Origin of the sequence: uncultured Campylobacter sp. (assembly GCF_938031315.1) — a bacterium.
GTDB lineage: Bacteria > Campylobacterota > Campylobacteria > Campylobacterales > Campylobacteraceae > Campylobacter_B.
Genome location: NZ_CALHHT010000391.1, coordinates 1 through 4,366 on the forward strand (window position 1 = coordinate 1; position 4,366 = coordinate 4,366).

The 4,366-nt window shown below is 42.5% G+C and carries 5 protein-coding genes; 1 reads left to right on the top strand and 4 read right to left on the bottom strand.

Annotation, left to right across the window (positions count from 1 at the left end; genetic code table 11):
- Positions 1–1,069 (top strand): cation:proton antiporter (locus Q0236_RS09730; RefSeq protein ID WP_297917251.1); only part of this gene is annotated, 1,069 nt, incomplete at its 5' end.
- 291 nt (positions 1,070–1,360) lie between these two features.
- Here the strand turns inward: Q0236_RS09730 and Q0236_RS09735 are convergent.
- From Q0236_RS09735 to Q0236_RS09750, 4 genes are all read right to left on the bottom strand, one after another.
- A complete protein-coding gene (locus Q0236_RS09735) occupies positions 1,361–1,711 on the bottom strand; it encodes a hypothetical protein (RefSeq protein ID WP_297917253.1) in 351 nt (116 codons plus the stop codon).
- A 270-nt stretch (positions 1,712–1,981) separates the two neighbouring features.
- A complete protein-coding gene (locus Q0236_RS09740; protein ID WP_297917254.1) occupies positions 1,982–2,278 on the bottom strand; it encodes a hypothetical protein in 297 nt (98 codons plus the stop codon).
- A gap of 436 nt (positions 2,279–2,714) precedes the next feature.
- On the bottom strand, positions 2,715–3,521 hold the full coding sequence (locus tag Q0236_RS09745; RefSeq protein WP_297917256.1) for a class I SAM-dependent methyltransferase: 807 nt from the start codon (positions 3,519–3,521) through the stop codon (positions 2,715–2,717).
- Positions 3,522–3,791: 270 nt separating this feature from the next.
- Positions 3,792–4,253, bottom strand: coding sequence for a hypothetical protein (locus Q0236_RS09750; protein WP_297917258.1), 462 nt, complete (start codon positions 4,251–4,253; stop codon positions 3,792–3,794).
- Positions 4,254–4,366 lie beyond the last annotated feature (113 nt).

Consider the following 4,366-nt stretch of genomic DNA (forward strand, 5'->3'; position numbering starts at 1 on the left):
CGCCATAGTGGTAGTGATCCTTTTCGTGCTCGGTAAATTTGCTTTCAACCGCTTCCTCTACTACGTCGTAAGGACAAATTCTAAAGAAATTTTCATCGCGACCATCCTTTTTACCGTCGTGGGGGCTAGCTTTTTAGCGCATGTTTTTGGCTTTTCGTACACGCTGGGCGCGTTCATTGCGGGCATGCTCATCGCAGAAACCGAGTATAAACACGAGATAGAGGCCGATCTGACGCCGTTTCGAGACATACTGCTCGGACTTTTTTTCATCACGATTGGCATGCAGATAAATTTTGAAGTCATCGTCTCGCACTATGGGCTGATCCTGCTCGCTATTATCGTTATAATGGCGCTTAAAACGGTTGTGATTTACGCGATCTTATTTCTCTCGACCGGCAAAAGGATAGCGCTAAAAGCGGCGCTGTCGCTATGCCAGATAGGTGAGTTTGCGCTTGCAATCTTTTCGCTGCTGATGAGCCGCGATATGCTAAGTAAGGAAAACGGGCAAATTTTAATTACAGTCGTAACAGCGACGATGATTTTAACGCCGTTTATTCTTAAAAATTTAAACAAAATCGCCAACCGTTTCGAGTCCAAGGTCGAAAAGCTCGAGGATGAGGAGCATAAAACTCAAATCCCGCCGATGAAACATCATATCATTGTAGCAGGCTACGGCAGGATAGGGCAAGAAGTTGTGCTACGTCTTAAAGATCAGGGGCTGCTATACGTAGTCGCCGAGAGCGATTTAGAGCTCGTAGATCTGGGCAAATCGCGCGGAGAGAACATATACTTTGTAAATATAATGCAAAAAACTGCGATCGACGAGCTGCATGCGCGCGATGCGTCGGTCATCATCCTAACGATCGCAAATCAGCAAAAGCTCGACATCGTCGCTAAGATGCTAAACGGCTCTAATTTAAAAGCAAATATCATAGTGATGCATACGGGTGCCGATCCACAAAGCGAGCTGCAGAGCGAATACGGCGAAAATTTTATCTTCGTAAAAAAGGAGAGAGTAGTAGCCAATGCGCTTTTACAAGAGGCGCTGAAATGCAAGCTAACGCAGTAGCCTTGAGCGTTTAAGATCAAATTAAACGGATTTGCTATGCCTAAAATATCCACGCTTCTTTATTTCTTACTTCTACACTCAGCTAATTTAAAGCGTTTTAATGAACGCAGATAAATAAGATATATTTAAATGGCGGGCTTGCAAATTTTAAAGACGCAAAGTGCTGCTTTGGATTGATTTAAATTCTAAATTTAAGCTGTCCTTCCATAGCTAAAGAATACTTAGACAAGGAGCTGATGAAATATATTTGAGCGATAAAGTTATTTAAAAACTCGTTTAATTTTACTAATTTCACTCTTTTATCTCTTTATAAACGCTTAAGTTGCGTGCTAGGCAAACAAGAGTAGTAATAACGGACACAGGCGTCACTGCTAGAAGATAAAATAAGCCAAAAAATAGCCCTATATCGTTAGATTCACTACCGCCGCCAGCAAGCCATAACGCTATAGCCATAATGGGATAATACAAAACCAATGTCACAATCGCAAAATTTTCTATCGCGAAAATCGTATTGCTTTTTTCGGGATTTTCTACGAAGAGTTTGCTGTATTTGCGTTTTGAAAAGAGAAATATAATCGTGCAAACGGCGCTAACTATAAACGCCCAGTGTAATTCATACGAATCCGATAAAAATAAAATCAAAAAAACCGTTGTTGCAAAACTCACGAAAGCAAATCTGATCAAACGGTGAAGTTGATATTTTTGCTTTAAATTTTTTGCAATTCGTGTTAGAGCTTTGCCGTATTCCAGCGCTTCCTCTTTACTTTGGATAGATTCTGTTTCAAGGCTCGCGTCATTAAATTTTTGCTCAAATTTAGCGGCTTCATCTTGGGTAGCTTGCGCCTCGCCGTTTGTTTTATTAAAATTTTGCTCGCCGGAAATTTTATCAGCGATGGCTCCGCCGATTTTTGTCTACGATTTTGGCGCCGGTAGATACACGGTCTCATCGGCGTCAAATTCCGGATTTGCGTTATATGTTATTATCGCCACCGGAATAGCGATAAAAATAGCGGGTATAATCTGACGTGTATCCCAGTCTATGTGATATTTTATCTGTAAATAAAATCCGATTAAAGCATAAAGGACGTAAAATATCGCAGCCACATGTATCCATATAAGCATAAAGGCTTTATCTGCATCACTAAATAAAAGCAGGGCATATTTTTTAGGCAGACGAGTATATTTATCGCAGATAACGCGAGCATGCATAAAAACGACATTATGGGCGCATCATGTACAAACATAAGAAACACGACGATATAAATCAGAAAGGTCAAAAGCGTCCCGAAAAACAGATATCTACAAAAGCGAAATCTATCGTAGCTTTTTAAAATTTCTTGCGGCATTTGGCTGATGTCCGCGGGGATTTTGTCTTTTTGCGTTTTTACCGCCTTTCTCGGTTATTTTAGCTCAAATTTTGCTTTTTTACTCCGTAGCGTTTTAAATTTAATGAAGTGGGCTTTTTGACTTGCTTCTTTTTTGGCAGACAAGCGATCCCGTTTCACATTAAATTTTTAAAAATGAATACTTACCGGCTCTTGCAATTTTATCGATAAAATTTTTGGCAGGCTAAATTTACGCTTCATTTCTAGCTAAATTTAGCTTCAAAATTATCCTGCTTTATTCATAAAATAAGGCAACCAAGCTAAAGCTCATCTGTTTTATTCACCCGCACGAATGCCCAGTGCATAAAATCCCGCTTTGGCTCGTATTTGCCGCTGTTAAAATACTCCGCTAGCCGCGCCTCTTCCGTTTCGCTTAGCTCGCCGCCTAGCATCCAGCGCGTCTTTTGCACAAACTCCTCCGCACTTTTCGCTCCGCCGCCGTGACATTGGGCTTTAATGTAGCTTAGGCTCGGCAGATAGCCCATTTGAAACAGGATGTTTAAAAGATAGACGAAGTCGGGCCTCTTTTGCACGTCGCGCCCCAGCGCCTGCAAAATCCGCTCGTCTACGAAGCTGCCGACCTTAAACGTGATGTAAAGCGCCTTTTTAGTTTTTGAGAGCAGTTTTAGCAATACAGGCTTTAGATCGTCCACCTCAAGGCAGCGCGAGGCGAAAACCACGTCGCACTCAGGCACATCCGACCAGTCGTCCTCAAAAGCTTTTTGCGCAAATTTAACGTTTTTAGCGCCGTAAATTTGAGCGTTTTCACGGGCAAACTCTAGCATCTTTGGCGAAAAGTCATAGCCGTAAATTTGCTCCGCTTTTTTCGCAGCTAGCACGCTTAGCGCGCCTGCGCCACACGCAAAGTCAAGCAGCGTAGAAACGCCCGTAAAATCAACCTTGTCTATAAATTCTTGCGCGTAGGCGCTTTTCATCACGCCCTCGTTGAAGCTCGGCGCCTTTTTGTCCCAATGCTCGGCCAGTTTTTTGCCGAATGAGCTTTTTGCCTTTTGCGCCTTATAAAGCATGTCAAAGTCGATTTCATCGTAGTTTGAAGCTAAAATCATAATTATCCTTTCTAAAATTTAGCGGGCAGATCGCACCGTTTTTTCGTTAAATTTTAGTGCAAATTTATACGCCACGCCCAAACCCGCCTAAAATTTCAAACTACCCGGCGAGAAGTGCTAAGGTAAGCCCACCTCTGCGTATTTTATCTGCTCTAAATTCTTTAAATTTTTACCAACGATCGCAGTTAAATTTTAAAAGTCCGTGCATAAATCAAAATTTTAACCTGCCGTCCGCACTTGTTCGCTCCGCATTTAAATCGCTGCTTGGATTTATTGTAAAGCCTCCAATCTAGCCGCTATCACCTTTTGCATCGCTTGATTTTTCTTGTTTTTGGCTAAAATTTGCAGTCTCCTTTTGCCGATACGTTTGTCGGCGGCCTTTAGGATATTTGCAAGCCCCCATTCATCGGCACCAAAGTGCTTTGCAAACAGCTCCTCTTTGGGCGTGTCGATATATTCGCGTATAAGCTCACCGATGTCGCTTATGTCGTTACCATACGGATAAATTTTCGTTAGAGCGCCCTGTGCTAGGCTTTTTACGCCGCCGCTTTTTAGCACGAAATCCTTCGGGTAATCAAAAATAATCTCGCCCGCAAGCGTGATAAAATATCGCGGCAAATCCGTGCTGCCGCGCCTGCTTTGCATCCGATAAACCGTGCAGTGAAGCTTAAAATTAATGTTTTCATCCACGAGCTCGTAAAGCCGTTTTGCAAGCTTGCTCCAACGTTTCATTTTGCCCCCTTATCTATTTGTCGCCTCTTGCGGTTTCGCGCGTAGCTTTTGCCGCTCTTTGCGACGATCGCACTTGAAAGCTGCGTGTCTTTTCTATATTTTTTTGCAAATCC

Bases quoted from the DNA above. Each gene is read 5' to 3' on its own strand.
- Q0236_RS09740 (WP_297917254.1), bottom strand. From the start codon at position 2,278: ATGCATGCTCGCGTTATCTGCGATAAATATACTCGTCTGCCTAAAAAA.
- Q0236_RS09745 (WP_297917256.1), bottom strand. From the start codon at position 3,521: ATGATTTTAGCTTCAAACTACGATGAAATCGACTTTGACATGCTTTAT.
- Q0236_RS09750 (WP_297917258.1), bottom strand. From the start codon at position 4,253: ATGAAACGTTGGAGCAAGCTTGCAAAACGGCTTTACGAGCTCGTGGAT.